Source organism: Mycobacterium sp. SMC-15, from assembly GCF_045310925.1.
In the GTDB taxonomy this organism is placed as follows: Bacteria; Actinomycetota; Actinomycetes; order Mycobacteriales; family Mycobacteriaceae; genus Mycobacterium.
This window is the reverse complement of the sequence record NZ_JBJIAJ010000004.1, coordinates 169,011-195,911: the sequence shown is the minus strand read 5'-3', so window position 1 is coordinate 195,911 and position 26,901 is coordinate 169,011. Positions and strand designations below refer to the sequence as shown.

Here is a 26,901-nt window from a genome sequence, read left to right as displayed (position 1 = left end):
CTGATTGATTATATGCTGATCGGCGTTGCTGGGCTGGCTTTGCGGCGTTCCGGAGGTGCCTGATAGTGACCGATGTCCAGGATCTGCAGGGGCAGGAGTTTGATCCGAATGCCCTGCGGGACAAGTACACCCGGGAACGCCAGCGGCGCCTGCGAAACGACGGGATCGACCAGTACGTCGAGGTGGTGGGCCGCTTTGCCCGGTTCGCGCAGGACCCGTGGGCGCAGCCGGGGTTCACCCGGGAGCCGCTGGCCGATGAGGTCGACGTCGCGATCGTGGGAGCCGGTTTCGGGGGTTTGCTGACCGGCGCCCGGCTGCGCGAGCTCGGGGTGGGAAGCATTCGGCTGATCGACAAGGCGGCCGATGTCGGGGGCACCTGGTACTGGAATCGGTATCCGGGTATCGCCTGCGACGTGGAGTCCTACGTCTACATGCCGCTGCTGGAGGAACTCGGCTACGTGCCGACCGAGAAATACGCCAAAGGCCCGGAGATCTTCGCGCACTGTCAGCGCATCGCCCGCCACTACGACTTGTACCGCGACGCCTGCCTGCAGACCGAGGTCACCGAAATCCGTTGGGAACAGGCGACATCACGCTGGCGGATCAGCACCAATCGCGGCGACGCATTCCGGGCCAGATTCGTGTCGATGGCCAATGGCTACCTGCAGAAGCCGAAGTTGCCGGGTATTCCCGGCATCGACGAGTTCGCCGGCCGGACCTTTCACACCAGCCGCTGGGACTACGACTACACCGGTGCGGATCTGGCCCGGATGGCCGACAAACGGGTCGGGATCGTCGGCACCGGCGCTACCGCCATCCAGTGCGTGCCGCGATTGGCCGAGGCGGCCGGGCACCTCTACGTCTTTCAGCGCACGCCGTCGACGGTGGATGTACGCGGCAACCGGCCGACCGACCCGCAGTGGGCGGCGGCACTGGAGCCGGGCTGGCAACAGCGCCGCATGGAGAACTTTCAGATCCTGACCGCGGGCGGCACCGCCGACGAGGACCTGGTCGATGACGCCTGGACCAGCCTGACCAAGCAGATGCCGATAGTCGATGAGGGTGGCCCGAATGCCGCCGAGATGGCCGACTTCGCCAAGATGGACGAGATCCGCGGCCGCGTCGACGCGCTGGTGGACGATCCGGCCACCGCCGAGGCACTCAAGCCGTGGTACGGGTACTACTGCAAGCGGCCGTGCTTCCACGACGGATACCTGCAGGCCTTCAACCGCGACAACGTCACCCTGGTCGACACGAAAGGCCTCGGAGTCGAGCGGATCACCTCTTCCGGCGTGGTGGTCGACGGCGCCGAATACCCGTTGGACTGCCTGATTTTCGCGACGGGTTTCGAGGTAGGCACCGACTATTGCCGGCGCACCGGCTTCGAGGTCATCGGGCGCGACGGCGTGACCCTGACCGACAAGTGGGCCGACGGTGTGCGTACCTTCCACGGCCTGCACGTGAGCGGCTTCCCGAACTGCTTCATCGAGAGCATCGCCCAATCCGGGTTCACGGTGAACTTTCCCTACCTGATCGACACCCAGTCGCGGCACGTGGCGTGGGTGATCGCCCATGCGTTGCAGCAGGGCGTGGCCGCGCTGGAGGTCACCGAGGACGCCGAACAGGGCTGGGTTGATGCCGTGGTGGCGCGTTCCGACGTCATCGCCGGGCGGCGCGAGTCCTGCACCCCGGGTTATTACAACCGCGAGGGTCACGCCAACGCCCGGCTGCGGCAGGACAGTTTCTTCTTCGGCAGCCCCACCGAATACGCCGACATCCTGGGTGCGTGGCGAGACTCCGGTGCCCTGGAAGGATTCACCGTCACTCGATGACGGCGGGCGGGGCTAGAGCCCGAAGTCGATGACGCCCCTGATCAATTCGCCGCGGGCGAGGTCTGCGTAAGCCTCATTGACGTCCTCGAGCCGGTAACGCTTGGTGACCATCTCGTCGAGTTGCAGTCGGCCCGCCTCGTAGAGCGTGGCCAACAGCGGGATGTCGGTCCGCGGATTGCACGAGCCGAAGACGGTGCCGCACAGGTTCTTGTTCATCAACATCATGTCCTGGGGATCGATGCTGGTCCGGGTGCCCTGCACCGCCATCCCGGTCAGCACACAGGTCCCGGCCTTGCGGGTCAGTCGCAGGGCATCTTCGATGTCGGAATCGGTGATGACCGATGGGGACACCACCACGGCGTCGGCCATCACACCGCGCGTCAGGTCGCGGACTGTCTCGAACGCCTCGCCGGTGCTGGCCGCGGTATGCGTGGCGCCGAACGTCGGTGCCGATTCCCGCTTGAAGGCAACGGGATCCACCGCGACGATCCGGACGGCGCCGTTGATACGGGCGCCCTGGACGGCGGCCGTGCCGATGCCGCCCACCCCGATGACCACGACGGTGTCCCCGCCGCGCACACCGGCGCGATAGGCCGCCGAGCCGTACCCGGTCGGCACCGCGCAGGCCAGCAGGGCCGCGGGAAGCAGAGGCAGGTCCGGGTCGATCTTGACCAGGGAGGCGGCCGAGACAACGGTGTGTTCGGCGAAGGCGCCGATCTTGGAGACATGCGCCAGGTCCCGGCCGTCTGCGCCGTGGTGGCGGAAGGTCCCGTCAGTGGGCATTCCGGGCAGCATGGTTCCCGCGCCGGCATCACAGATGTACTCCATCCCCGAAGAACACCAATGACATTGACCGCAGACCGCCACGAATGACGTCACCACATGATCGCCGGGGGACAACCCCGTGACACCGTCGCCGACCTGTACAACCACCCCGGAGCCCTCGTGGCCGCCGATCGTCGGAGCGGTGGGAGCGCTCTGCGCCGGCGGGGCCAGGTGGCCCTGGCGGATGTGTTCGTCGGAATGGCACAGACCCGCCGCGGCCATGCGGACCAAGACCTCGCCGGTGCGCGGCGGATCGAGCTCGAACTCCTCAACCGACCAGGGCCCACCGTAGGTTCGCAGGATCGCGGCGCGGCTCTTCATCGGCCAGGGTTACCGGTCCGGCAGTGCGTGCTCGATGATCGGGCGGCGTGGCTGCGGGTCCCGCAGGCGGCGTTTGGCCGCCAGGTACACCTGGGCGGTCTCGTCGGCCACGGTGTGCCAATCGAAGTCGGAGCTGAGCCGCTCCCGGGCGGCGACGGCGCGGCACTGGGCGGCGGCCGGGTCATCGAGCACGTGGCAGACGGCCGCGGCCAGGGCCGGCACGTCGCGCGGCGGGCAGGACATACCGGTTTCGCCGTTGATCACCGCCTCGCCCAATCCGCCCACGTTGGCCACCACCAGCGGGGTCCCGGCGGCAGCGGCCTCCAGCGCCGCCAGGCCGAACGGTTCGTAGTGGCTGGGCAGTGCCGCCGCGTCGGCCCGGTGCAACAGTGCCAACAGTTCGTCGTGGTCGACCCGGCCGATAAACCGGGTTGCCTTGAGTACCCGGCTCTTTCGGGCGCACTCGATCAGCCAGTCCTGCTGGGTGCCGTCGCCGGCGATGGTCAGCGTGGTTCCCGGGTGGGCGCGCCGGATCCGCGGCAGGGCCGCGATGATGTCGTGCACGCCCTTCTCGTATTCGAGTCGCCCGACGAACAGGATTTCCGGCGGGCCGGTGCGGGGCTGGCGGCGGGCGAACGGCCACCGTGCGGCGTCGATGCCATTGCGGATCACGGTGGTTTCGGCGAGTCCGGGACCGAACAGGTCGGTGATCTCGTCCCGCATCGAGGCCGAACAGGTGATCAGCGAGTCGGATTCGCGAACCAGCCACGATTCCACCGCGTGCACCTGACGGCTCAGCGCTCCGGACACCCAGCCGGAGTGACGTCCGGCCTCGGTGGCATGGATCGTGGAAACCAATGGCACATCATAGAATTCGGCAAGTGCGATCGCGGGGTGTGCAACCAGCCAGTCGTGGGCGTGCACCAGATCGGGGCGCCACACGCTCTGGCCGCCGTCGATCTTGAGCGACAGTCCGGCGCGGACCATCGAATGACCCATCGCCAGTGTCCAGGCCATCATGTCTTCGCCGAAGGAGAATTCGTGCGGGTCTTGGGCCGCGGCGACCACCCGCACGCCCTCGCTGATCTCGTCGGACGACGGGTGCGTACTCGGGTCGGTGCCATAGGGGCGCCGGCATAGGACGACGACGTCGTGCCCGGCGGCGGCCAGCGCGGTCGACAGGTGATGGACATGCCGACCCAACCCGCCGATCACCACCGGCGGGTATTCCCACGACACCATCAGGATTTTCACGCGGCGGTTCCGTTCTGACGCGCACCGTAGCGGTGCGAGGTCCGGAGGTGGGGGGTCACCGTGGCAGCCTACGGGCATCCAGTGCGCCGAACAGGCCGTCGGCCTTATTCCAGCCGTCGGCCAAGCGCTGTGCGGTGTCTCGGTGACCGCCGGCCAGTGCGTCGGCGATCTCGCGGGTGGCGTGCGCGTGCAGCTGTGCGCGATAGCGGGCGTAGTCGGCGGCGGAGTCCTTGCTGACCATGAAGGGCCAGTCGCTGGAGACCGTCAGCAGTGCCTCACGCAGGATCTGGTCGGCGACCCGGTCGCGCGGGGCGGGACCCGACGGCGCAGCCGTCTGGGACAGGGCCTTGTCGACGGCGCCCAACGCGGTCTCGGTCACCTCGGAGTTCAGCTGCACCAGGTCGGCGACCTTCTCGCCGGACCACACCCGCCAGTCCTTGCCCGAACCCCACGAGCTGGGCGGCAGTTCGACCGCCTCGCCGACGTATCCGGCGTTGATGGCATCGGTGAGGGTCCCGACGCGAACCCCCGCTTCGGGCAGTGCCCGCAGCACCCGGGCCAGCCAGGTCGGTCCCTCGTACCACCAGTGGCCGAACAGTTCGGTGTCGAATGCGGCGACCACGTGGGCCGGTCGGCCGATCCGCTCGGACTCGGACTGCAGGCGGCCCCGGACCACCTCGACGAAATCGGCGACGTGGGCATCGATCGCGGCATCGGCGCGCTGCGGGTCGTACGGCGCCTTCTGCTCGGGGGAGACGTTGCGGCCCGTCACCCGGGACGGCTTCAACCCGGTGCGGTGGTCATAGGTGTGGAAATCCCGGTAGGCGTCATGCCCGGGATAGCCCGACTTCGGCGACCACACCCGGTAGCTGACTGCAAGGTCACGGCCGAACGCGATCACGTCGGAGTCACCGACCGGTCGGCCCAGTGTGGTGTCGCCGTGCAGCGACGGGCCGTCGACCATGAAGTGCGAAATCCCGGCGGCCGCGTACTCGGTTTCCAGGCCGGGCGTGTACGCGCATTCCGGCGCCCAGATTCCGGTGGGGGTGTGGGCCAGCCGCGCTCGAGCGTCGGCCAATCCCTCGTGCAGCGCGAACTGGCGCAGTCGTGGCGCCAGCAGAGGTTGGAACGGGTGGGCCAGCGGACCGCCGAGCAGTTCCACCGTCTGCGCCTGTACCAGCTCCCGGAGCAGCGGGCTGGCGCCGTGGCGCCACAGCAGCGCGAACTCCTCGAGAGCCTGTTCGGCGGCGGCGCATTCGTGCAGCCCGAACGGGCGGATGTCGGCCAAGGTGGTGGCCTGCGCGGCGCGCAGCTGCCAGTTCGCCAGCCAGTGGTGCATGCCGTCCAGGCAGTACGGGTCGTCGAGCTGGGCGGCGACCACCGGTGTCACCCCGAGCGTGAGCAGGTTTCGCCGGCCTTCGGCGGCCAGCGTCCGCAGCACCCGCACCAGCGGCAGGTACGCCGCCGACCAGGACTGGTAGAGCCACTCCTCGCCGACCGGCCAGCGGCCGTGGTGTGCCAGCCAGGGCAGGTGGGTGTGCAGCACCAGGGTGAACAGGCCCGGTACCGAGCCGTTGGATTCTTCGGTCACCGGCGCACCGCGATCGCCACCAGGTCCAGGCTGTCGTCAATGTCGCGCTGCGAGGCTTCGAGGATGTCGAAATCGTCGCTGGTGACGGCGGCGACGTCGGCCAGCAAGTCGGCCGGCCAAGGCGCGTCGGCGACCGCCCGCGCGATCTGGGCGTCGATGATCGAGCCGCCGTGCCGGGCGTCCATCTCGGCCAGGACTGGTCCGTGAAAAACCCCGAACATGCCGTCCATGTCGAATCCGCCCTCGAGCAGCAGCTCGGTGAGCTCGGCGGCATTGAGTTCGCGGGTGTGGAACGGGTTGATCGGTGTGTCGCGGCCGGGGGAGAAGGTGATCCGGTTGGGAGTGGACACCATCAGCAAGCCGCCGGGCCGCAGCACGCGGGCGCATTCGGCGATGAACTGCCCCTGGTCCCAGAGGTGCTCGATGACTTGGAAGTTGACCACCACGTCCACGGCCGCGTCGGGCAGCGGCAAGTCGGCGAGGTTTCCCTGGACGGCTTCGACGCGCGGGTAGCGGGCCCGTACGTGGGCCACCGCCGAGTCGTCGTAATCCACGCCGATCACCCGCTGGGCCACGCGCGCGATGAGGTCGGCGCCGTAGCCCTCGCCGAATCCGGCCTCCAGGACGTCGCGGCCGCTACAGCGCGGCGCCAGCTGCTGGTAGACCACCTCGTGACGTCGGAACCAGTAGTTCTCGACGTCCAGTCCGGGAATGGTGCGCTCCCCGGTCAGCGTCAGCGTGCTGTCGCTGGGCGGCGTGCCGGTGGAGTCTCCGGCGGCATTCGTAGATTTCATCGCACAGGCAGGCTAACGCGAAGGGCGCGGTCCATGAACCGGCTACCCCACATGGCATTATCACGACCCGCTACGCTGTACACGCGAACCGCATTAAGTTACCGGTGAGTAACATTCTCGTGCGGCTGCGTGAATCGCTACCGAAGTCTTGTGGCCCGCCGCTGCAGGACCCCTTCGAGGAGGACGAACCACACTCATGACGAACATCGTGGTCCTGATCAAACAGGTCCCAGACACCTGGTCGGAGCGCAAGCTCACCGACGGTGACTTCACGCTGGACCGTGACGCTGCCGACGCCGTGCTCGATGAGATCAACGAGCGGGCCGTCGAAGAGGCGCTGCAGATCCGGGAGAAGGAAGGCGCCGAAGGCACCGTCACCGTGCTGACCGCCGGCCCGGAGCGGGCCACCGAGGCGATCCGCAAGGCGCTGTCGATGGGGGCTGACAAGGCCGTGCACATCCTCGACGACGGCATGAAGGGTTCCGACGTCGTCCAGACCGGTTGGGCTCTGGCGCGCGCCCTGGGCGCCATCGAGGGCACCGAGCTGGTCATCGCCGGCAACGAGTCGACCGACGGTGTCGGCGGCGCGGTTCCGGCGATCATCGCCGAGTACCTGGGTCTGCCGCAGCTGACCCACCTGCGCAAGCTGACCGTCGAGGACGGCAAGGTCACCGGCGAGCGGGAGACTGACGAAGGCCTGTTCACCCTGGAGGCTTCGCTGCCGGCCGTGGTGAGCGTCAACGAGAAGATCAACGAGCCGCGCTTCCCCTCCTTCAAGGGCATCATGGCCGCCAAGAAGAAGGAAGTCACCGTGCTCACGCTGGCCGAGATCGGCGTTGAGGCCGACGAGGTCGGTGTCGCCAACGCCGGTACCAAGGTGACTGCTTCGACTCCGAAGCCGCCGAAGACCGCTGGCGAGAAGGTGACCGACGAGGGCGATGGCGGCACCAAGATCGCCGGGTACCTGGTTGCCCAGAAGATCATCTAAGCGATCCCCGGACCTAGCGAAGACGGAAGAAAATAGACATGGCTGAAGTACTTGTGCTCGTTGAGCACGCCGACGGAGCACTGAAGAAGGTCAGCTCCGAACTGATCACCGCCGCGCGTGAGCTCGGTGAGCCGTCCGCGGTCGTCGTCGGTGCCCCCGGCACCGCCGCCCCGCTGGTGGACGGTCTGAAGGAGGCCGGCGCCGCCAAGATCTACGTCGCCGAGTCCGACGTGGTGGACAGCTACCTGCTCACCCCGGTCGTCGACGTGCTGGCCGGGCTGGCCGAGACGGCCGCTCCGGCCGCGGTGCTGATCGCTGCCACTGCCGACGGCAAAGAGGTCGCCGGCCGCCTGGCTGCCCGGATCGGTTCCGGACTGCTGGTCGACGTGGTCGAGGTCAAGGCAGGCGCCAAGGTGGTGCACTCGATCTTTGGTGGTGCCTACACCGTCGAGGCCGAGCCCACCGGGGAGCTCCCGGTCATCACCGTGCGTGCGGGTGCGGTCGAGCCCGCGCCGGCCGCCGGCGCGGGCGAGCAGGTCACCGTCGAGGTGCCCGCGGCCGCCGAGAACGCCACCAAGATCACCTCGCGTCAGCCGGCCGTGGCCGGTGACCGGCCGGAGCTCACCGAGGCCCCCATCGTGGTGTCCGGTGGTCGCGGTGTCGGCAGCGCCGAGAGCTTCTCGGTGGTCGAGGAGCTGGCCGACTCGCTCGGCGCGGCCGTCGGTGCCTCGCGTGCCGCGGTGGACTCGGGCTACTACCCGGGCCAGTTCCAGATCGGCCAGACCGGCAAGACGGTTTCGCCGCAGCTGTACATCGCGCTGGGCATCTCCGGTGCGATCCAGCACCGGGCCGGCATGCAGACGTCCAAGACCATCGTCGTGGTCAACAAGGACGAGGAAGCGCCGATCTTCGAGATCGCCGATTTCGGCATCGTCGGCGACCTGTTCAAGGTCACCCCGCAGCTGACCGAGGCGATCAAGGCCCGCAAGGGTTAAGAAGACCTCTATGGGCGTTCGCCGGGCCCGCCCGGCCGCCAATCGTCAAAGCCCCCGCACGCCTGGCGTGTCGGGGGTTTTGTCGTCTTTGCGGGGCCGCGACGCCGAGTGCGCGCAGCTGCGCGAAACCCTCGCGGCCGCCCGTGGCGGCCGCCCTCAGGTGCTGGTGCTGCGTGGCGAGGCCGGGATCGGCAAAACCGCTCTGCTCGATTACCTGGCCGAGTCCGCGCCGGATTTTCACGTGATCCGGGCGGCCGGGGTGGAGTCCGACATGGAGCTGGCGTTCGCCGGGCTGCAGCAGCTGTGCGCACCCGCGGCCGACGGGATCGACCTGCTGCCCGAACCACAGCGCGAGGCGCTGGCCATTGCCTTCGGCATGAGCAGCGGGTCGGCGCCCGACCGATTTCTGGTCGGCCTGGCAGTGTTGGGGCTGCTGGCCGGGATCGCTGCCCGGCAGCCGGTGCTGTGTCTGATCGACGACGCCCAGTGGCTCGATCGGGTTTCGGCTCAGACGCTGGGGTTCGTGGCACGGCGACTGCGGGCCGAGCCGATCGCACTGGTGTGCGCACTGCGTGAACCCGTCGACGGCCTGACCGGGCTGCCGAAGCTGATGCTGCGCGGCCTGGCGGACTCCGACGCACGCGCCGTGCTGGAATCGGCGTTGCCGGGCCGGATCGACCCCCAGGTCGCCGACCGGATCGTCGCCGAGACGCATGGCAACCCGCTGGCACTGCTGGAACTGCCGCGGGGGTTGTCCGCGGCCGAGCTGGCCGGCGGCTACTACCGCCCCGACGTGGTGCCGGTGGCGGGACAGATCGAACGCCATTACCTGGCCCGGGTTCATGGGCTGCCCGACGATGCCCAACGGCTGTTGTTGCTGGCTGCCGCCGAGCCGGTGGGGGATGCGGCGCTGCTGCTGCGGGCGGCCGGTGAGCTGGGTCTGGCGGTTGCGGCCCTGGCCCCGGCCGAGCAGGCCGGCCTGATCGAGGTGGGCGCGCGGGTGCGGTTCCGGCATCCGCTGGTGCGCTCGGCGATCTACCGCGCGGCGAGTCTGGAGGGCCGCCGGGATGCCCACCGCGCGCTGGCGCAGGCCACCGACCCGGCACACGACCCCGACCGGCGGGCGTGGCATCGCGCCCATGCGGCAGCCGGCCCGGAAGAATCGGTCGCCGCAGAGCTGGAATGCTCCGCCGACCGTGCGGCGTTACGCGGTGGAACCGCTGCAGCAGCAGCGTTTTTAGCCCGTGCCACCGAACTGACCCCCGACCCGCTGCGGCGCGGATCCCGTGCGCTCGGGGCAGCCGAAGCCAAGCTGGCGGTGGCCGAAATAGACGCGGCCGCAGCACTGTTGGGTGCCGCTGAGCTGGCGCCGCTCGACGAGCTGCAGCGTGCCCGATTGTTCCGGATGCGCGCGCAGTTGGGATTCACCCGTGGCCGCGGCAGCGGTCACGCCGCAACCATTCTTGATTCGGTTCACCAGTTCTTCAGCGCAGCAAGTCATTTGGAGTCTATTGATGCGGTGATGGCGCAAGAGACCCTGCTGGAAGCGGTCAGCGCGGCAATGTACGCGGGCCGGGCGTTCGGCGCGCAGGTGCGCCATCACACTGCGGCGGCACTGGCAGCGGGTGTGCGGACGGCCCCGAACCGGCCGGCCGATCTGCTGCTGCTTGCGCTGACCACCCGCATCAGTGCCGGCTGCCAAGCCGGCCTGGAGCCGATGCGCGCCGCGATTGCCGCACTGACCCCGAACACCTGGTCATGGCAGGCGTTTCCGATCGGGTACGAGGCCGCTGTGCACGACGTGTGGGACGACGAGGCCTGGTATCGGATCGCAGGCGACGCCGTGCGGGTCGCGACCGACACCGGTGCGCTGGCCATGCTGCCGATCGCGTTGACAACCCGGGCCGGCGTGCACGTACAGGCGGGGGAGTTCGCCGCGGCGCGCGCGCTGATCGCAGACGCCGACGCGCTGACCGCAGCGGTCGGTCAGGCGCCGGTGCGCTACCACGCGCTGGCGCTGGCGGCCTGGACGGGCGAGGAAGCCGAGGCGAGGGTGCTGATCGACGCCGCGGCCCGCAGCGGGGCGGCCCGCGGAGAGGGCCGTATCACCGCGCTGATCGGCTACGCCTCCGCGGTGCTCTACAACGGGCTGGGCCGCTACCAGTCGGCGTGCGAGGGGCTGCGCCGGGTGCTGGAGTACGAGGATCTGGGCCTCTACGGGTGGAACCTGGCCGAACTGGTGGAGGCCGGGGCGCGCGGCGGTGAGCAGCCGTTGGCCGCCGAGGCACTGGCGCAGCTGGCCGAACGCGCCACCGTCAGCGGAACGGACTGGGGGCTGGGAGTGCTGGCTCGCTCGCGTGCGCTGCTGTGCGACTCAGCGACCGCCGAGGACCACTATGTCGAGGCCGTCGAGCGGCTGGGGCGCACCCGGATCGCCGTGGACCTGGCGCGTGCGCACCTGGTGTACGGGGAATGGCTGCGTCGCGAGAAGCGGCGCGGCGACGCGCGTACGCAGCTGCGCACCGCCCACGAGATGTTCACCGGTTTCGGGGCGCAGGCCTTTGCGCAGCGCAGCCGCCGCGAACTGCAGGCGATCGGGGACAAGGTCGGCACCAGGACCGCTGCCGGCGGTGATGTGATGACACCGCAGGAGCAGCAGATCGCCGAGCTGGCCGGTGCCGGGTTGACCAATGTCGAGATTGGGGCGCAGCTGTTCATCAGTGCCCACACCGTCGAATGGCACCTGCGCAAGGTCTTCGCCAAGCTGGGCATCCGCTCACGCCGGGAACTGCGCGACACCGCGGCCGGTCGCTGACCGGGGCCCCAAACCCCGCCGGTAGGACAGCAGACTACGGACTTTCCGGGGTTCCCCCACGCACTGCGCGGTGCCAGGGTCGAGGTATCGAAATCGTGCTGAGGCGAGAGGGTGTGTCGAGGATGAAGATCACTGTGATGGGTGCCAGCGGGCAGATCGGCACCAAGGTCGTTGAGCTGCTGCGTGCCGCGGGCCACGAGACCGTGGCAGCCGCCCGCAATTCGGGTGTCGACGTGCTGACCGGCGATGGCCTGGCCGAGGCCCTGTCGGGGGCCGACGTGCTGGTCGACGTGGTCAACTCGCCGGACTTCGCCGACGGCCCGGTGCTGGATTTCTTCACCACGTCCACCACCAATCAGGTGGCCGCGGCCAAAGCCGCTGACGTCGGCCACTATGTCGTGCTGTCCATCGTGAACTGCGACGGACTGCCCGACAGCGGTTACATGCGAGCCAAGGTCGCCCAGGAACGCATCATCGCCGACTCCGGGTTGCCCTACACCATCGTCCGCGCCACCCAGTTCCACGAGTTCGCCGACGGCATCGTTGCGTCGATCACCGTCGACGGCGAAGTCCGGGCCCCCGAAGGCCTGATCCAGCCGATCGCCGGTGCCGAGGTGGCCGCCGAAGTGGCCCGGGCCGCGCAGGGCGCGCCGGTCGACGGCATCGTCGACATCGGTGGCCCGGAGAAGCTGACCTTCGCCGAAATGGCGGCGCTGGTACTGGCCCACCGCGGCGAGAACCTCCCGATCGTCGTCGACCCGGCCGCGGTCTACTTCGGCACCAAGATCGGCGACACCGGCCTGGTCACCGGCGACGACGCCACCCTGGCGTCCACCCGGCTGGCCGATTGGCTGGCGGGGCAATGAACGAGCTGGCGGGGCAGACCGCATTGGTGACGGGCGGGACCGCGGGCATCGGACTGGAATCCGCACGCCTGCTGGCGCGGCACGGCGCCGAGGTGATCATCACCGGCCGCTCGGCGAAGCGTGGTGCCGCCGCCGTCGCCGAACTCGGTGGCGGGGTGCGATTTGTGGCTGCGGACCTGTCCGACCTCGATTCGGTGAAAGCTCTGGTGCGCCAATGCGGTGACGGCGTCGACATCCTGGTGAACAACGCCGCCAGCTTCCCCGGCGCACTGACCGTGGAACAGGACGTGGCATCGTTCGAGTCGACGTTCGACACCAACGTGCGCGGTGCCTATTTCCTGGTCGCCGCCTTGGCGCCGGGGATGCTGCGGCGTGGGCGCGGCAGCATCGTCAATGTCACCAGCATGGTCGCCTTCAAGGGCGTCCCCGGTGCGTCGAGCTACAGCGCGTCCAAAGCCGCGTTGGAGTCGCTGACGCGCACCTGGGCCGCTGAATTCGGCCCGCACGGCGTACGCGTCAACAGTGTTGCCCCGGGACCGACCGCCACCGAGGGGGTGGTCGCCGAATGGGGTGACGTCAACGATGAACTGGGCCGGGCGCTTCCGCTCGGGCGCACCGCTCACGCCGCCGAGATCGCCGAAGCCGTGCTGTTCCTCGCCTCGCCGCGGTCCAGTTTCATCACCGGCTCGACCCTGCACGCCGACGGCGGCGGGGCCGCTGCCTGAGCCGCGGCGTTGAGATTGCACTGATGGTTGTGCATGACATCGATTCACGACCGTAGATGCAATCTCAACGCCCGTTGGGCGTTGTTCACCAATGCGCACAAGTCGTCATCAAGCGTGCACCGACATGTCACGCCGTGATTGCCTGGTCGCTGCCTGGCTGCGCGACCGTGACGAGTGTGAGCACTGGTTCTGTTCTCATCGCCCCTGAGCCCGCCACCGATTCTCCCGCTTCCGGGACCGACAACCCGCGCTACTCGCTGCTGTTGTCTACCGACCCCGCCATGATCGAAGCCGCGCAGCGGCTGCGATTCGAGGTGTTCAGCACCGAGCCGGGCTTTTGCCTGACCGACACCGGCACCGGCCGCCCCGGCCTGGACGCCGACCATTTCGACGAGTACTGCGACCACCTGCTGGTGCGCGACGACGACTCCGGAGAGCTGGTCGGCTGCTACCGGATGCTTCCTCCCACCGGGGCTATCGCCGCCGGAGGCCTTTACAGCGCAAGTGAATTCGATGTCACCGCGCTGGACCCGCTGCGGCCGTCGCTGGTCGAAATGGGTCGCGCCGTGGTTCGGCCGGGGCACCGTAATGGCGCCGTCGTGCTGTTGATGTGGGCCGGCATCCTGGCCTACCTGGACCGCTACCAGTACGACTACATCACCGGCTGCGTATCGGTGCCGGTGCGCGGTGAGGGCGCTCCCGGTAGTCAGATCCGCGGGGTCCGCGATTTCGTGCGGCGGCGTCACGCCTCCCCACACCGGGTGACTCCGTATCGGCCGGTGGTGATCGACGGTAAGGGCCTCGACGAGATCGCGCCGCCGACTCGGCCAACCATGCCGCCGCTGCTGCGGGGCTACCTGCGTCTGGGCGCACGAGTCTGCGGTGAACCGGCCCACGACCCGGCCTTCGGTGTGGGGGACTTCCCGGCCCTGCTGCGCCGCAGCGAGGCCGACACCCGCTACCTGCGCCGGCTGCGGTCGGTGTCCGCGGCGTCGGTGGTGGCGGGAGCTCCTGAGGCTGCCGACACCGCCGCACACGCGTGAACCAAACGGCGGTGAACGCCTGGGCGCCCCGGGCCGGCTGCACCCCGCGATGCGTCCGGGGCGGTAGCGAGCGGCCGTTCCCGGGGGTGGCGGCGCTACGGCTGGCCCTGGTGGTGCTGCTGGCGCCGCTGCTGCCACTGCTGGCGGTCCCGATTCCGGGTCGTGCCCGGCTGCAGCGTGGCGGCTGCCGGGTGGTGTTGCGCTGCTTCGGGGTGCGGGTGACGACCACCGGCGGGCCGGTACGCAACCTGCGCGGCATGTTGGTGGTCAGCCCGCACGTGTCCTGGCTGGATGTGTTCGTGATCGGTGCGGTATCGCCGGGGACTTTCGTGGCGCGCGCCGACCTGATCAGCTGGCCCGGTATCGGAGCGTTGGCCCGCCTGATGCGGATCATCCCCATCGAGCGGGACAGTCTGCGCGGGTTGCCGGTGGTGGTGGAGACGGTGGCGGCGCGATTGCGGGCCGGCCGCACGGTCGTGGCGTTCCCGGAAGGCACCACCTGGTGTGGACGGGCCCACGGCCGGTTCTATCCGGCGATGTTCCAGGCCGCCGTGGACGCGGCACGACCGGTGCAGCCCCTGCAGCTCACCTACCACCATCACGACGGGTCGCCGTCGACCCTGCCCGCATTTGTCGGCGACGACAGCCTGCTGGCCTCGATGCGTCGTTTGATCACCGCGCGACGCACTGTCGCACAGGTGCACGTCGCCGCCCTGCAGCTGCCGGGAACCGATCGGCGTGAGCTGGCCGCTCGTTGCCAGGCGGCGGCGGGCTGGCGGGTGCGGCCGCGCCGACGAGCCCGCATCGCTTGTTGAGCACCCTGGCCGCCCGCCGCAACGCTGGGCCGTCGCGAAGTGCCCGGTATCCTTAGCAGGTCATGGTCTATCTGGATCACGCTGCCACCACCCCGATGCACCCGCAGGCCATCGAGGCGATGGCAGCTGTGCTGGGGACCGTCGGCAACGCCTCCTCGCTGCATGCCGCGGGCCGCGCCGCGCGTCGTCGCATGGAGGAGTCCCGCGAATCCATTGCAGCAGGGCTGGGCGCACGCCCCTCTGAAGTGGTTTTCACCTCCGGCGGCACCGACGGCGACAACCTGGCCGTCAAGGGCATCTATTGGGCCCGCCGCGACGCCGATGCGCGGCGGCGCCGGATCATCACCACTGAAGTCGAGCACCACGCGGTGCTGGATTCGGTGGGCTGGCTCGCCGAACACGAGGGCGCCGAGATCACCTGGCTGCCCACCGACGCCGACGGGTCGGTGTCACCGGATGCGCTGCGCGAGGAATTGGACGCCGGCCGCGCCGACGACGTCGCCCTGGTGTCGGTGATGTGGGCCAATAACGAAGTCGGAACGGTGTTGCCGGTTGCTGAACTGGCCGCGATCGCCGCGCAGTTCGGGGTACCGATGCATTCCGACGCGGTGCAGGCCGTCGGGCAGCTGCCGGTCGATTTCGCTGCCAGCGGGTTGTCGGCGCTGAGCCTGACCGCCCACAAGTTCGGCGGGCCGTGCGGCACCGGCGCACTGCTGATTCGTCGTGACGTGACCTGTGTACCGCTGACGCACGGTGGGGGACAGGAGCGTGACATCCGTTCCGGCACACCCGATGTAGCCGGGGCAGTCGGAATGGCAGCGGCGCTCCAGGTCGCCGTGGGCTCGTTGGAGTCCACCGCAGACCGGGTTGCGGGCCTGCGTGATCGGCTCATCGACGGCGTGCTCGCCCGGATCGACAACACCCGGGTCAACGGGTCGCGCACCCAGCGGCTGCCCGGCAACGCGCACTTCACCTTCGCCGGCTGCGAAGGCGACTCCCTGCTGATGCTGTTGGACGCCAACGGCATCGAATGCTCCACCGGATCTGCCTGCACCGCCGGTGTGCCGCAGCCCTCGCACGTGCTGACCGCGATGGGCGCTGACCCGGTCGCCGCCCGGGGATCGCTGCGACTGTCGTTGGGGCACACCAGCGTCGACGGTGACGTCGACGCCGTGCTGGCGGTGCTGCCCGGCGCGGTGGACCGGGCCCGCCATGCGATGCTGGCCGCCGCGGGGGTAGCGCGATGAAGGTCGTCGTGGCGATGAGCGGCGGAGTGGACTCCTCGGTGGCGGCGGCCCGCATGGTCGATGCCGGCCACGACGTGGTCGGCGTGCATCTGGCACTGTCGCGTAATCCGGGCACCCTGCGCACCGGCTCGCGCGGCTGCTGCTCGCGGGAAGACTCCGACGACGCCCGTCGCGTCGCCGACGTGCTGGGCATTCCGTTCTATGTGTGGGATTTCTCCGAGCAGTTCAAGGACGAGGTGATCGACGATTTCGTCGAGTCCTACGCCCGCGGCGAGACACCCAACCCGTGCATGCGGTGCAACGAGAAGATCAAGTTCTCCGCGGTGGCCGCCCGAGCGCTCGCCCTGGGCTTCGACATGGTCGCCACCGGTCACTACGCCCGGCTGGCCGGCGGTCGACTGCGCCGCGCGGTGGACCCCGACAAGGACCAGTCCTATGTGCTCGCGGTGCTCTCGGCAGAGCAGCTCCGGCACGCGGCGTTCCCGATCGGGGACACCCCCAAGCCGCAGATCCGTGCCGAAGCCGCCGAACGCGGCCTGGCGGTGGCGAGCAAGCCCGACAGCCACGACATCTGCTTCATCCCGACCGGCGACACCCGCACCTTCCTCGGGGGGCACATCGGGGTACGGCCCGGGGCCGTGGTGGACACCGGCGGGTCGGTGCTGGCGCAGCACGACGGAGTGCACGGTTTCACCATCGGTCAGCGCAAGGGTCTGGGCATCGCTGGGCCCGGCCCGGACGGCCAGCCGCGCTACGTCACCGGTATCGACGCCGCGACCGGCACCGTCACCGTCGGATCGGCCGCCGACTTGCGGGTGGTGGAGCTGACCGGGCGGGCACCGGTGTTCACCTCCGGGCAGCCGTGGCGCGGCCCGGTCGAGTGCGAGGTGCAGGTGCGCGCCCATGGTGAGACCGTCGGCGCGGTCGCCGAACTGGTCGGCGACATGTTGCAGGTGCGACTGCGCGAGCCGTTGCGCGGCGTGGCCCGCGGCCAGACCCTGGCCTGCTACCGCCCGGACGCGCACGGCGACGAAGTGATCGCCAGCGCCACCATCGCCGCCACCGGCGCATAACTCCAGCTTTCAGCGCCGAACGTGTACTGAGTGCGACGATCCGGCGATTTTCTCGCCCTGGATGCACGTTCGGCGCGCGCAAGCGCGCCTAACCGGGCACCGCCGAAGCCATATTCGTCACCACCAGGTCGGCGTCGGCCTGCGAAAAGCCGCAGTAGGTGACCTCCAACAGCACCACCGACTTGACCTGGTAGGCCCGGCCACAGGCACCGGCGTGAGTGCGCAGGGACTCATCGTCGGAATCCCAGTCGCTGACCAGTCCCGGCCCGGCAGCGGTGTCGGCGCACTCGGCGACCGTGTTCACCAGCGTGTCGAGAGCGTGGTGGGCGGCCTCGGTATCGGGATAGACGGCCGCGCCCTCGGAGACCAGCGCGGCCTTGGGCGGGTACTGGTAGGTGGTTTTGTGGAAACGCGTCGCGGCGGATCCGAACACCGCGGTCTCGGCGAAGATGAAACGGCACGGCGGCGGGATGGTGGCGGCGAGGTCGTCGATGTCGGTTGGAGAGCTGGAATCCATGGTGGGGATGACCGTCAGCTGCTCGTCGGCGCCGACGATGGCCCGCATCCGGGGCGTGCCGAGCATGATCCGGCCGAGATCCACGACGCCGGCGGGCGCCGGCAGCGCCACCGGTGGCAGCGCGGTCCCGTCGACCAGCCGGGTGCAGCCCACCACCGCTGCTGTCACCGCCCAGATCGGCACCAGCCGCGACATCCTCACCATCGAAGGCTAGCCCGCCGTACCCGGGGCCATGTCACTTCAATACGGTTGCCCGGTGAGTGCTTTCGCCACCGGGACCGGATTGGGGTCGTGGCCGGGCACCTCGGCGCGTGCGGCGGCCGAGGTGGTGGTCGGTGAGTTGGGTGGCAGCCTGGCCCACCTGGTCGAGCTGCCAGGGCGTGGCGTGGGCGCCGACATGATCGGTCGGACCGGCGCGCTGCTGGTCGACATCGCCATCGACACCGCCCCGCGTGGCTACCGGCTGGCGGCGCGTCCTGGAGCGGTGAGCCGGCGCGCGGTGAGTCTGCTCGGTGAGGACGCCGATGCGCTGGAAGAGGCGTGGGAAGTCGCCGGCCTGCGCGGTAGCGGGCATCCGGTGAAGGTGCAGGCGGCCGGTCCGTTGACTCTGGCCGCGGAGGTGGAGCTGGCCAATGGGCACCGGGCGATCACCGACCGCGGTGCGATGCGTGACCTGGCCGCGTCGCTGGCCGAGGGCCTCAAGTCACACCGCGCCGAGCTGTCTCGCCGGCTCGACACACCGGTGATCGTGCAGCTCGACGAGCCGTCGCTGGCCGCCGCGGTGACCGGCCGGCTGGCCGGCGTGACCGCGTTGAGCCCGGTGGCCGCCATCGACGAGGCGGTGGCCAGTGCGCTGCTCGACGGCTGTGTCGAAACGATCGGGGGCGAGGTGCTGGTGCACAGTTGTGCATCGGGACTTCCGTGGAATGTGTTGCAGCGCAGCGCTATCACTGCGCTGGCGTTGGACTGCACCGCGTTGGAATCCGCCGACTACGACCAGATCGGTGCCTTCCTCGACTCCGGCCGCACCGTGGTGATGGGACTGGTTCCCGCGCTGGCGCCGGTGCGGACGCCCGACGTTGAAGAGCTGGCGACCGCGGTTGCAGCGATCACCGACCGGATCGGATTCCCCCGCTCGGTGTTGGCGCAGCGGGTCGGGATCAGTCCGGTCTGCGGGATGGCCGGTGCCAGCGCCGCCTGGGCGCGCGCCGCGGTAGGGCTGGTGCGCAAGGTGGGCGAGGCGATGGCCAGCGACCCCGAGGCGATCTAAGGGCAACCAAAAGGTTGCGCATTGATCACCGGCCTGCTGTACTGAAAGGCAACCGGGAGGTTGCATATGAGTACCGATCGTATCGAGAAGCAAGTTGTGCTGCGCGCGACGCTGGACCGGGTGTGGCGTGCGATCAGCGACTCGGGGGAGTTCGGGCAGTGGTTCGGCATCCGGTTCGACGGCCCGTTCGTCGCTGGTACCGCCGTGACCGGGACGATCACCCCGACCAGCGTCGACAGCGAGGTCGCACGGCTGCAGGAGCCCCATGCCGGGAACCGGGGGACCTGGCACGTCGTCGCGGTCGAACCGCAACGGCGGTTCGCCTACCGCTGGCACCCGTTCGCCGTCGACACCGAGGTCGAGGACGAACCGATGACGCTGGTGGAGTTCACGTTGGACGAGACCCCCGACGGGGTGTTGCTCACCATCGTCGAGAGCGGCTTCGATGCGCTGCCGCCGTCGCGGCGATCGACCGCATTCGAGGCCAACGCCGGCGGCTGGGCGCATCAGGTCAGGTTGGTGCGCAAATACCTGGAGTTGCAGCGGGCGTGACGAGTATCGAGGCACCGGTTTTCGACGCGCTCGGCGACCCGAACCGGCTGCGGATCATCGGGCGTCTCTGCGATGGCGGGCCGTGTTCCACCTCGCAGCTCACCCACGCGATTCCGGTGACACGTCAGGCGGCCACCAAACACCTGCAGCTGTTGGAGGCCGTCGGCCTGGTCACCAGCAGCCGTCGCGGCCGCGAACGGATCTGGGCGGTGCAGCCGCGGCAGCTGGCCGATGCCAGCGACTATCTCACCGGGCTGTCGCGCCGCTGGGATGCCGCGACTGAACGGCTGCGGGCGTTCGTCGAGACGGTCGAGAACTAATCCCCATCCAGGGACCGGATCAACCGCGCCGGCGCGGTCAGCCGAAACGACGCGTCGACCAGCTCACCGACCTCATCCCAATCCACTTCAGCTGCACCGAAATCCAGTCCCAGCCAACCGGACGGGCCCAAATACATCGGTGAGAAGAACCGCGGGTCCTGTTCCAGCGCCCGTCGCTCGGACTCGTCGACCTTGACCAGCAGCGCGTGCGGGTAGGGCACCATCGCGCCGGTGGCTTTGCTGTTGCCGCCATAGATCGCGAACATTTTCGGGGCGCAGAACACCGGGCGGCCGTGAGAGATCTTCTCGAAGGCTTCGGGAAAGCCCAGCGCGATGCGCCGCAGCTGCGCCAGACCAGGGTCGTCGTCGTGGAACATGATCGGGTGCGGCATGCCGTCAGGGTAGTCAGCAGATAACCTGCGGTGGTGAGACCAGAGGCCGACAGCGTGACCCCCGACCTCCGGCGGCAGTGGCACGACCTGGCCGAAGAGGTGCGCGAACACCAGTTCCGCTACTACGTCAAAGACGCGCCGATCATCACCGACGGTGACTTCGACGACCTGTTCAACCGGCTGCTCGCGCTGGAGGAGACGCACCCGGAGTTGCGCACCGCCGACTCGCCGACCCAGCTGGTAGGTGGCGCCGGCTTCACCACGGAGTTCGCTCCCGCTGAGCACCTGGAGCGGATGCTGTCGTTGGAAGACGTGTTCTCACCCGACGAACTGACGGCCTGGGCGGGCCGGGTCAGCGGTGAGATCGGCGGCGACACCACCTATCTGTGCGAACTCAAGGTCGACGGCGTGGCACTCGGGCTGGTGTACCGCGACGGCCGGTTGAGCAGCGGGGCCACCCGCGGCGACGGCCGGGTCGGCGAGGACGTGACGCTGAACGCGCGCACCATCGCCGACATCCCCGAATTCCTCAACACCGACGGCGAATTCCCAGTCCCGGCCGTACTGGAGGTACGCGGCGAGGTGTACTTCCGGCTGGAGGATTTCGAGACCCTCAACGCCGGACTGGTCGCTGAGGGCAAGGCGCCGTTCGCCAACCCTCGCAACAGTGCGGCCGGATCGCTGCGGCAGAAGAACCCGGCGATCACCGCCCGGCGCAACCTGCGGATGGTCTGCCATGGCCTCGGCTTCGCCGACGGGTTCAGCCCCGAGACCCTGCACGACGCCTACAGCGCGATGAAGTCGTGGGGGCTGCCGGTCTCGCCGCACACCGCCCGCGTCGAGGGCATGGCCGCTGTGGCCGAACGCATCACCTATTGGGGCGAACACCGGCACGACGTCGAACACGAAATCGACGGTGTCGTGGTCAAAGTCGACGACCGGGCACTGCAGCGCCGGCTCGGTGCCACCTCCCGGGTGCCGCGCTGGGCGGTGGCCTACAAATATCCGCCGGAGGAGGCGCAGACCACGCTGCTCGACATCCGGGTCAGCGTCGGACGTACCGGCCGGGTCACCCCGTTCGCGTACATGACTCCAGTGAAGGTGGCCGGCTCCACGGTGAGCCTGGCCACCTTGCACAACGCCTCGGAAGTCAAGCGCAAGGGTGTATTGATCGGCGACACCGTGGTGATTCGCAAGGCCGGCGACGTGATCCCCGAGGTGCTCGGGCCCGTGGTCGATCTGCGCGACGGCAACGAGCGCGAGTTCGTCATGCCGACTCACTGCCCGGAGTGCGGAACGCTGCTGGCGCCGGCGAAGGAAGCCGACGTCGACATCCGCTGCCCCAATTCCCGGTCCTGCCCGGCGCAGCTGCGCGAGCGGGTGTTCCACGTCGCCGGCCGCGGCGCCTTCGATATCGAGGCCCTGGGCTATGAAGCGGCGACCGCGCTGTTGAACGCCGGGGTCATCACCGACGAGGGTGATCTGTTCACCCTCTCCGAAGACGACCTGTTGCGCACCGAGCTGTTCACCACCAAGGACGGCGCGCTGTCCAAGAACGGCCGGCAACTGCTGACCAATCTCGACAAGGCCAAGGCGCAGCCGCTGTGGCGGGTGCTGGTGGCGTTGTCGATTCGGCACGTCGGACCGACCGCGGCCCGCGCGCTGGCCACCGAGTTCGGCAGCCTGGATGCGATCACCACGGCGTCCACCGAGCAGTTGGCCGCAGTCGAAGGCGTCGGCCCCACGATCGCCGCCGCGGTCACCGAATGGTTCGACGTCGACTGGCACCGGGCGATCGTCGACAAGTGGCGGGCCGCCGGGGTACGGATGGCCGACGAACGCGACGCGAGCATCGAACGCACGCTGGAGGGGCTCAGCATCGTGGTGACCGGCTCACTGACCGGCTTCTCCCGCGACGAGGCCAAGGAGGCGATCATCGCCCGCGGTGGCCGTGCGGCCGGTTCGGTATCGAAGAAGACCGCCTACGTGGTGGCCGGCGATGCGCCCGGCTCGAAGTACGACAAGGCCGTCGAACTCGGAGTGCCGGTCCTGGACGAAGACGGATTCCGGGCACTGCTGGAGAACGGACCCGACGTTCCAGAAGGCGAGACCCCGGAGGCCGACTAGCGCAGCAGCGTCGCCACGATCCCGGCCAGATAGCCCAACCGGACCACTTCGGCGGGCAGGAAGGCCGGACCTCCAGTGCGGCCCAGCACGACGGCGGTGCGCGGGTTGCCCAACGGCGCGGCCGCCAGGGCGACATCCATCTCCCGCCACACCGCCGGCACCCAGGCGGCGGTGTTGTCCAGGGCGGCGGCCTGCTCGATCGGCAGCCACGGCACCGCGCTGACCTGAGTCTCCGGGATGCCCGCACTGCCGGCGAGCCGGCGGAACGTCCCGTCGTCTCCGTCGCTGCGCAGCACCGCGCACCAGCTGACTCGCAGCACCCGCGGCGCTTCATCGGCCAGTTTCTGCAGTTTGGCGCTGCGGTCACCGGCAGCAGCGACGTGGTCGATGAGCTCGAGTTCGCGGTGCGCGTCCAACAGCCCGGTGTGCGGGCGGAGGCTGTGCACCCGAACCCCGGGCAGTCGTTCGGCGGCGGTGATCAGCACGTCAGGCATCGATCCCTGCGGCAGTTCGACCACCAGGTCGTCGATCGCTGAACCGCTTCCACGCTCGACAACGTCCAGCGACAGGATGTCGGCGCCCACCGAGCCCAGACCCACGGCCAACGAACCCAGGCTGCCGGGGCGGTCGTCGAGTTCGACGCGCAGCAGATAGGAAGGCATGGGCAAACTTTCCCACAGCGTGTCCGGGCACGCCGCGAGTGAGTCTGACTTCACGCGCGCCATCGCACGCTGGCTTTACGCTCGGCGTGAGCGGACGACTAGGCTTTGCACCCGTGTCCCAGATCTCCCGTGATGACGTAGCTCACCTGGCCCGGTTGGCCCGGCTGGCGCTGACCGACGCCGAGTTGGACGGCTTCGCCGGCCAGCTCGATGCGATCCTGACCCATGTCAGCACGATTCAGTCCGTCGACGTCACCGGCGTCGAAGCGACCGACAACCCGCTCAAGGCGGTCAATGTGACCCGGCCCGACGAGATCGTCGCCTGCCTGACCCAGGCCGAGGCGCTGGCCGCCGCGCCGCGCGTCGCCGAGAACCGCTTCGCGGTGCCGCAGATCCTGGGGGAGAGCCAGTGAGTGAGCTGATCCGATCCGACGCGGCCACCCTGGCGGCCAAGATCGCCGCCCGCGAGGTGTCCTCGGTCGAGGTCACCCGCGCCCACCTCGACCAGATCGCGGCCACCGACGACCGGTACGGGGCGTTCCTGCACGTCGGCACCGACGAGGCCCTGGCCGCAGCGGAGGCCGCCGACAAGGCGATCGCCGCCGGCGAGGCGCCGTCGGCGCTGGCCGGGGTGCCGCTGGCGCTCAAGGACGTGTTCACCACCGTCGACGCGCCCACCACCTGCGGATCGAAGATCCTGGAAGGCTGGCGGGCCCCCTACGACGCGACCGTCACCGCGCGGCTGCGCGCGGCCGGCATTCCGATCCTGGGCAAGACCAACATGGACGAGTTCGCGATGGGCTCCTCCACGGAGAACTCCGCCTACGGTCCGACCCGCAACCCGTGGGATGTCGAGCGGGTGCCGGGTGGTTCCGGTGGGGGCAGTGCCGCGGCGTTGGCGGCGTTCCAGGCGCCGCTGGCCATCGGCACCGACACCGGCGGCTCGATCCGCCAGCCGGCCGCGCTGACCGCCACCGTCGGCGTCAAACCCACCTACGGCACCGTGAGCCGCTACGGGTTGGTGGCCTGTGCCTCCTCGCTGGACCAGGGCGGGCCGTGCGCACGCACCGTGGCCGACACCGCGCTGTTGCACTCCGTGATCGCCGGGCACGACCCGCGCGACTCCACCTCGTTGGACGTACCGGTGCCCGACGTCGTCGGCGCCGCGCGTGCCGGGGCCAGCGGTGACCTGTCCGGGGTGCGGATCGGGGTGGTGCGCCAGCTGCACAGCGGGGAGGGTTACCAGCCCGGCGTGCTGGCGTCGTTCAACGCCGCCGTCGAACAGTTGACGGCGCTGGGCGCGCAGATCTCCGAGGTGGACTGCCCGCACTTCGACTATTCGCTGAGCGCCTACTACCTGATCCTGCCGTCGGAGGTGTCGTCCAACCTGGCCCGTTTCGATGCGATGCGCTTCGGGTTGCGGGTCGGCGACGACGGCACCCACAGCGCCGAGGAGGTGATGGCGCTGACCCGCGCGGCCGGGTTCGGTCCAGAGGTCAAGCGCCGCATCATGCTCGGCACCTACGCGCTGTCGGCGGGCTACTACGACGCCTACTACAACCAAGCCCAGAAGGTGCGCACGCTGATCGCCCGCGACCTTGACGAGGCGTACAAGTCCGTCGACGTGCTGATCTCGCCGACGACGCCCACCACCGCGTTCCGGTTGGGGGAGAAGGTCGACGACCCGCTGGCGATGTACCTGTTCGACTTGTGCACGCTGCCGCTGAACCTGGCCGGGCACTGCGGCATGTCGGTGCCGTCCGGGCTCTCCGGCGACGACGGGCTGCCGGTGGGTCTGCAGATCATGGCGCCGGCGCTGGCCGATGACCGGCTCTACCGGGTGGGCGCGGCCTACGAGGTGGCCCGCGGGGAGCTGACGACGGCGATTTAATCGCCGAGCCTGCGGTTAGCGCGGGAAAGTTCGAGTGGAGCTCGCGCTAACTACAGTCTCGGGGCGAGCGACCCGGCAAGATGGGCACTATGCGGATCGGAGTGCTCACCGGAGGTGGCGACTGTCCCGGATTGAACGCGGTGATCAGGGCGGTGGTGCGCACCTGCGACTCCCGCTATGGCTCCACGGTCGTGGGATTCCAAGACGGCTGGCGCGGCCTGCTGGAGAACCGGCGCGTCCAGTTGGCCAATGACGACCGCAACGACCGGCTGCTGGCCAAGGGCGGCACCATGCTCGGCACCGCCCGGGTGAACCCGGACAAGCTGCGCGCGGGCCTGGATCAGGTGAAGCAGACCCTCGACGACAACGGCATCGACGTGCTCATCCCGATCGGCGGAGAGGGCACGCTGACTGCGGCGCACTGGCTGTCGCAGGAGAATGTCCCGGTGGTCGGGGTGCCCAAGACCATCGACAATGACATCGACTGCACCGATGTCACTTTCGGCCACGACACCGCGCTGCAGGTCGCCACCGACGCCATCGACCGGCTGCACTCCACCGCCGAATCTCACCAGCGGGTCATGCTGGTCGAGGTGATGGGCCGCCACGCCGGCTGGATCGCGCTGAGCGCCGGCCTGGCCAGCGGTGCGCACATGACCCTGATACCCGAGCAGCCCTTCGACGTCGAAGAGGTGTGCCGGCTGGTCAAACAGCGCTTCCAACACGGATCGTCGCATTTCATCTGCGTCGTCGCCGAAGGGGCCAAGCCCGCTGCCGGCTCCATGGAGCTACGGGCCGGCGGTGTCGACGAGTTCGGCCACGAGCGGTTCACCGGTGTCGCAGCCCAGTTGGCCGTCGAAATCGAACGACGCGTCAAGAAGGAAGTCCGCACCACTGTGCTGGGCCACGTGCAGCGCGGTGGCACCCCGACCGCCTACGACCGGGTGCTCGCGACCCGGTTCGGCGTCAACGCCGCCGACGCCGCCCACGCCGGCGAATACGGAATGATGGTGTCGCTGCGCGGCCAGGAGATCGGCCGGGTGGCATTGGCCGACGCGGTCCGACAGCTCAAGGTGGTGCCGCAGAGCCGCTACGACGACGCGGCGGCGTTTTTCGGATAGCCCGCGCGTGGCGTGACAACGTCGCTAAATGGCCTCACAATGGTGAGGTTGTGCTTCGTGGTGCCCGATGGACGAAGGCTGGGGGGTGGGTATGGGAAAGATGGCGTTGTCTGTCGCGGTGCTGTGCGGTCTGCCGATGGGACTGGTGCCGTGTATACCGGCCCACGCCAGCGGTGACCAGATCGGCGACTACGTCACCGATCACGGTGGCGATGTGTGCGCTTTCATCAACGACCAGCCGAATCTGGCGGGAGTCAAGCACGCGGTCAGCCACATCCTGGCGACCAGTGGCATGCCCGCGGACCAGACGGGGCGACTGCTGGCCGGATCAGTCATTGCCGACTGCCCCGAGGACGGCCCGCTGGTCGAGGAATTCGTCTGGTACGAAAGGCATCGGGAGCAGAGCAACTCCGGCGTCGGCGTGACGCTGGGACCCTGATCCCCGGGGTGGCCGGCGAACGCCGGTAGCCGTCAGAGGTCGCTCGGGTCGTCGGGCACGTCGACGGCGTAGTCCGCCAGCACCTCCAGGGCGACCACTTCCAGCGTGCGTTCATGGGTGGCAGCTAGCACGACGGGCGCGGCGCAGCCGTCGCGGTGGGCCCGCAGCCAGTTCAGTGCGGTCACGCACCAGCGATCGCCGGGCGTCAGTCCCGGGAACCGGTAGGCCGGCATCGGCGTGGACAGATCGTTGCCGATCGAGCGCTGGTGTTCCAGGAATTCGCCGGTGACGACGGCGCAAATCGTGTGCAGGCCAATGTCCTCGGGCCCTGACGAGCAACAGCCGTCGCGGTAGAAGCCGGTGATGGGGTCGCTGCCGCACGGCTCCAGCGGGCCGCCCAGTACGTTGCGGTCGGGCATGGAGGTC

Annotated in this window: 26 protein-coding genes; 18 read left to right on the top strand and 8 right to left on the bottom strand. The window is 69.3% G+C overall.

Annotated elements, in window-relative coordinates; translation table 11 throughout:
- Window positions 1–65: 65 nt before the first annotated feature.
- Window positions 66–1,832, top strand: a complete 1,767-nt coding sequence (locus ACJH71_RS07855) for a flavin-containing monooxygenase (RefSeq protein ID WP_406757458.1) — start codon at window positions 66–68, stop codon at window positions 1,830–1,832.
- Window positions 1,833–1,844: 12 nt separating this feature from the next.
- Here the strand turns inward: ACJH71_RS07855 and ACJH71_RS07850 are convergent, their stop codons facing one another.
- Genes ACJH71_RS07850 through ACJH71_RS07835 form a run of 4 tightly spaced genes read right to left on the bottom strand, consistent with a single transcriptional unit; the run spans window position 1,845 to window position 6,617 of the window.
- Entirely contained in the window at window positions 1,845–2,978 is a 1,134-nt protein-coding gene (locus ACJH71_RS07850; protein WP_406757457.1) for an NDMA-dependent alcohol dehydrogenase, read from the bottom strand.
- A 9-nt stretch (window positions 2,979–2,987) separates the two neighbouring features.
- Complete coding sequence (locus ACJH71_RS07845) at window positions 2,988–4,232, bottom strand: glycosyltransferase family 4 protein (protein WP_406757456.1); 1,245 nt, start codon at window positions 4,230–4,232, stop codon at window positions 2,988–2,990.
- A 55-nt stretch (window positions 4,233–4,287) separates the two neighbouring features.
- A complete protein-coding gene (locus ACJH71_RS07840; RefSeq protein WP_406757455.1) occupies window positions 4,288–5,823 on the bottom strand; it encodes a 1,4-alpha-glucan branching protein domain-containing protein in 1,536 nt (511 codons plus the stop codon).
- On the bottom strand, window positions 5,820–6,617 hold the full coding sequence (locus ACJH71_RS07835; protein WP_406757454.1) for a class I SAM-dependent methyltransferase: 798 nt from the start codon (window positions 6,615–6,617) through the stop codon (window positions 5,820–5,822). Before ACJH71_RS07835 ends, ACJH71_RS07840 begins: the two co-directional genes overlap by 4 nt.
- Before the next feature lie 196 nt (window positions 6,618–6,813).
- Here ACJH71_RS07835 and ACJH71_RS07830 point away from each other — a divergent pair, with 196 nt between their 5' ends.
- From ACJH71_RS07830 to mnmA, 9 genes are all read left to right on the top strand, one after another.
- The gene (locus tag ACJH71_RS07830; protein WP_406757453.1) at window positions 6,814–7,605 is read left to right on the top strand and encodes an electron transfer flavoprotein subunit beta/FixA family protein; all 792 of its coding nucleotides are present in this window, start codon (window positions 6,814–6,816) and stop codon (window positions 7,603–7,605) included.
- A gap of 38 nt (window positions 7,606–7,643) precedes the next feature.
- A complete protein-coding gene (locus ACJH71_RS07825; protein WP_406757452.1) occupies window positions 7,644–8,600 on the top strand; it encodes an electron transfer flavoprotein subunit alpha/FixB family protein in 957 nt (318 codons plus the stop codon).
- Between the two features lie 10 nt (window positions 8,601–8,610).
- Window positions 8,611–11,415, top strand: coding sequence for an AAA family ATPase (locus ACJH71_RS07820; protein ID WP_406757451.1), 2,805 nt, complete (start codon window positions 8,611–8,613; stop codon window positions 11,413–11,415).
- Between the two features lie 122 nt (window positions 11,416–11,537).
- The gene (locus ACJH71_RS07815; RefSeq protein WP_406757450.1) at window positions 11,538–12,281 is read left to right on the top strand and encodes an SDR family oxidoreductase; all 744 of its coding nucleotides are present in this window, start codon (window positions 11,538–11,540) and stop codon (window positions 12,279–12,281) included.
- On the top strand, window positions 12,278–13,006 hold the full coding sequence (locus tag ACJH71_RS07810; protein ID WP_406757449.1) for an SDR family NAD(P)-dependent oxidoreductase: 729 nt from the start codon (window positions 12,278–12,280) through the stop codon (window positions 13,004–13,006). Before ACJH71_RS07815 ends, ACJH71_RS07810 begins: the two co-directional genes overlap by 4 nt.
- Window positions 13,007–13,182: 176 nt before the next feature.
- Complete coding sequence (locus ACJH71_RS07805; RefSeq protein WP_406757448.1) at window positions 13,183–14,049, top strand: GNAT family N-acetyltransferase; 867 nt, start codon at window positions 13,183–13,185, stop codon at window positions 14,047–14,049.
- Window positions 14,050–14,060: 11 nt separating this feature from the next.
- Window positions 14,061–14,864, top strand: coding sequence for a lysophospholipid acyltransferase family protein (locus ACJH71_RS07800; protein ID WP_406757447.1), 804 nt, complete (start codon window positions 14,061–14,063; stop codon window positions 14,862–14,864).
- A 62-nt stretch (window positions 14,865–14,926) separates the two neighbouring features.
- Window positions 14,927–16,111, top strand: coding sequence for a cysteine desulfurase family protein (locus ACJH71_RS07795; RefSeq protein ID WP_406757446.1), 1,185 nt, complete (start codon window positions 14,927–14,929; stop codon window positions 16,109–16,111).
- Window positions 16,108–17,184 carry a tRNA 2-thiouridine(34) synthase MnmA gene (mnmA, locus tag ACJH71_RS07790; protein ID WP_406757445.1) on the top strand — a complete coding sequence of 359 codons (1,077 nt, stop codon included), beginning with the start codon at window positions 16,108–16,110 and terminating at the stop codon, window positions 17,182–17,184. The genes ACJH71_RS07795 and mnmA overlap by 4 nt, the downstream gene beginning before the upstream one ends.
- 88 nt (window positions 17,185–17,272) lie before the next feature.
- Here mnmA and ACJH71_RS07785 read toward each other — a convergent pair whose 3' ends face one another.
- Window positions 17,273–17,905 carry a sensor domain-containing protein gene (locus tag ACJH71_RS07785; RefSeq protein ID WP_406757444.1) on the bottom strand — a complete coding sequence of 211 codons (633 nt, stop codon included), beginning with the start codon at window positions 17,903–17,905 and terminating at the stop codon, window positions 17,273–17,275.
- A 52-nt stretch (window positions 17,906–17,957) separates the two neighbouring features.
- Between ACJH71_RS07785 and ACJH71_RS07780 the strand changes: the two genes are divergently transcribed.
- The 3 genes from ACJH71_RS07780 (at window position 17,958) to ACJH71_RS07770 (ending at window position 19,843) form a co-directional block, all read left to right on the top strand.
- Window positions 17,958–18,971 carry a methionine synthase gene (locus ACJH71_RS07780; RefSeq protein WP_406757443.1) on the top strand — a complete coding sequence of 338 codons (1,014 nt, stop codon included), beginning with the start codon at window positions 17,958–17,960 and terminating at the stop codon, window positions 18,969–18,971.
- A gap of 66 nt (window positions 18,972–19,037) precedes the next feature.
- Window positions 19,038–19,523: an SRPBCC family protein gene (locus ACJH71_RS07775; RefSeq protein ID WP_406757442.1), complete on the top strand. Its 486-nt coding sequence runs from the start codon at window positions 19,038–19,040 to the stop codon at window positions 19,521–19,523.
- Window positions 19,520–19,843 carry an ArsR/SmtB family transcription factor gene (locus ACJH71_RS07770; protein ID WP_406757441.1) on the top strand — a complete coding sequence of 108 codons (324 nt, stop codon included), beginning with the start codon at window positions 19,520–19,522 and terminating at the stop codon, window positions 19,841–19,843. The genes ACJH71_RS07775 and ACJH71_RS07770 overlap by 4 nt, the downstream gene beginning before the upstream one ends.
- On the opposite strand, the gene ACJH71_RS07765 is transcribed toward ACJH71_RS07770, so the two are convergent.
- Window positions 19,840–20,235 (bottom strand): MmcQ/YjbR family DNA-binding protein, encoded by a 396-nt coding sequence (locus ACJH71_RS07765; protein ID WP_406757440.1) that lies wholly within the window; start codon window positions 20,233–20,235, stop codon window positions 19,840–19,842. The genes ACJH71_RS07770 and ACJH71_RS07765 overlap by 4 nt on opposite strands.
- A 30-nt stretch (window positions 20,236–20,265) precedes the next feature.
- On the opposite strand from ACJH71_RS07765, the gene ligA reads away from it, so the two are divergent.
- Window positions 20,266–22,362, top strand: a complete 2,097-nt coding sequence (gene ligA, locus ACJH71_RS07760) for an NAD-dependent DNA ligase LigA (protein WP_406757439.1) — start codon at window positions 20,266–20,268, stop codon at window positions 22,360–22,362.
- Here ligA and ACJH71_RS07755 read toward each other — a convergent pair.
- Complete coding sequence (locus ACJH71_RS07755; protein WP_406757438.1) at window positions 22,359–23,024, bottom strand: amino acid-binding protein; 666 nt, start codon at window positions 23,022–23,024, stop codon at window positions 22,359–22,361. The two genes, ligA and ACJH71_RS07755, sit on opposite strands and share 4 nt — an antisense overlap.
- Before the next feature lie 113 nt (window positions 23,025–23,137).
- Between ACJH71_RS07755 and gatC the strand changes: the two genes are divergently transcribed.
- From gatC to ACJH71_RS07735, 4 genes are all read left to right on the top strand, one after another.
- Entirely contained in the window at window positions 23,138–23,437 is a 300-nt protein-coding gene (gene gatC, locus ACJH71_RS07750) for an Asp-tRNA(Asn)/Glu-tRNA(Gln) amidotransferase subunit GatC (RefSeq protein WP_406757437.1), read from the top strand.
- Window positions 23,434–24,915, top strand: a complete 1,482-nt coding sequence (gatA, locus tag ACJH71_RS07745; protein ID WP_406757436.1) for an Asp-tRNA(Asn)/Glu-tRNA(Gln) amidotransferase subunit GatA — start codon at window positions 23,434–23,436, stop codon at window positions 24,913–24,915. Before gatC ends, gatA begins: the two co-directional genes overlap by 4 nt.
- 89 nt (window positions 24,916–25,004) lie before the next feature.
- Window positions 25,005–26,036, top strand: a complete 1,032-nt coding sequence (locus ACJH71_RS07740) for an ATP-dependent 6-phosphofructokinase (RefSeq protein WP_406757435.1) — start codon at window positions 25,005–25,007, stop codon at window positions 26,034–26,036.
- Window positions 26,037–26,103: 67 nt separating this feature from the next.
- Complete coding sequence (locus ACJH71_RS07735; RefSeq protein WP_406757434.1) at window positions 26,104–26,475, top strand: hypothetical protein; 372 nt, start codon at window positions 26,104–26,106, stop codon at window positions 26,473–26,475.
- A gap of 32 nt (window positions 26,476–26,507) precedes the next feature.
- On the opposite strand, the gene ACJH71_RS07730 is transcribed toward ACJH71_RS07735, so the two are convergent.
- Window positions 26,508–26,894 carry a DUF2237 family protein gene (locus ACJH71_RS07730; protein WP_406757433.1) on the bottom strand — a complete coding sequence of 129 codons (387 nt, stop codon included), beginning with the start codon at window positions 26,892–26,894 and terminating at the stop codon, window positions 26,508–26,510.
- Window positions 26,895–26,901: the final 7 nt, after the last annotated feature.